The 1,507-nt window shown below is 40.9% G+C and carries 1 protein-coding gene; it reads right to left on the bottom strand.

Annotated elements, in window-relative coordinates:
* A partial coding sequence (locus RRG12_RS44075) for a PAS domain-containing protein (protein WP_420763360.1) occupies positions 1 to 1,371 on the bottom strand: 1,371 nt, incomplete at its 3' end.
* Positions 1,372 to 1,507: the final 136 nt, after the last annotated feature.

The raw sequence follows: 1,507 nt of genomic DNA, 5'->3' as shown, positions 1-1,507 counted from the left end.
TTCTGCTTCTGCTTGCTTGTATTCGGTAATGTCGCGATAATACCAAATTCTACCGTAATAGTCTTTTAAAGCTAATGTCTGACCACAAGCTCTTTGGTGTTTATGCACGGGTGCAGAATAGCGCTCAAAAACCTTTCCAGACTTGAGGAAAATTTCATCACGACTGCTTTTTTCTGGATGCTGGTAAAGATACTCCACTTTAGCCAGAAATTCGTCTGGCTTTACTAGTTGATCTAGTACGCATTTCAGAAGTTGACGATCGTCGCCTGTTTGAAGTAGTGCGGCAGGAATTTGCCATAGCTGGGAGAATTTCTGATTTGATGATGTAACTATACGATTTTCATCAATAATTAAAATTCCGTCGATGGAAGCTTCTTGTTGAGCTTGGAGTACGGCATTCATGCGGTGTAGGTCTGATTCTGCTTGCTGGCGTAAGCGTAGTATGGCTTGCTGTTCGCTGATGTCGCGAAGCAACCAACGCCAGCCGACCTGCTGACCCTGTGAATCATACATTGCAACCATCTTGACACTAGTGGGAAAAATTGTACCTCCTCGTGACTTGAGATGGACTTCCCAATCCTGCACCTGCTGCAAATTTGCCAGTTGGCTAATGAAAATTTGGCGATCTGCTTCAGCGACAAAGAGGATGAATGGTTTACCTATCAGATAGTTTTGTCTCACAGATAATAAGGCTGCGGCTACATAGTTAGCCTCTTTGATGATGCCGTCTACATCGGTAACTAAGTAAGCATCTGGAGCGAGATCAAACAAATCCTGATAACGCCGATGCTCTAATTCTGCCGTTTCACGAGCGATCGCTAATTTTTCGTTTTTTTGGCGCAGTTCTTCTTCAACTATCTGGAGTTCTTCGAGGGTTTCCCGAAGTACTTCACTATTTTGCATGAGTCCAGTAGTATCACTAGCTCTGCCATTTACACCCAAAACTTTCTCGGCTTCATTCTGTAAAATGATATCTCGAATACTACCCACCAGAAATTTATTACCAGCCTCATCTTCAAAGCAAGACTTTTTTGTAGAGATGAGATGGGTTATACCTTGAGCATCGGTAAAAATATCCTGGCTTTCTTGAGTAATATTTGTAGTGAAAACCAGTTCATCTGTTTGCTGGAACACATCGGCTGCTGCTTGCGGAAAAAAATCATAGTCTGACTTGCCAATTAATTCTTCTCGACTATGACCAATGAAATCACAGTAATTATCGTTGAGTAACACCCAGCGATGTTGACGGTCTTTGACAAAAATTGCGTCAGATATGCCATTGATCATCTGATGCAGAAATACCAAGGAGAAGTTTTGTGGCTGCGTGTTTTGTTTTGGTGCGGGGTTATCTAAGAATCTAGGATGGTTCATACCAGAATTTATCTCTAAAATTAAGCAATAATTGCAAGAAATTAGCACTCAGAAGTCAAAAGTCAGAATTTCAAAGGAATGCAGCATCATAATTAGTAAATTTATGTATCAAATTTTCTCCTAATTGTTTAACTAT

The organism is Nostoc sp. CALU 546 (assembly GCF_048836525.1).
This window is presented reverse-complemented; position numbering and strand designations above follow the sequence as displayed.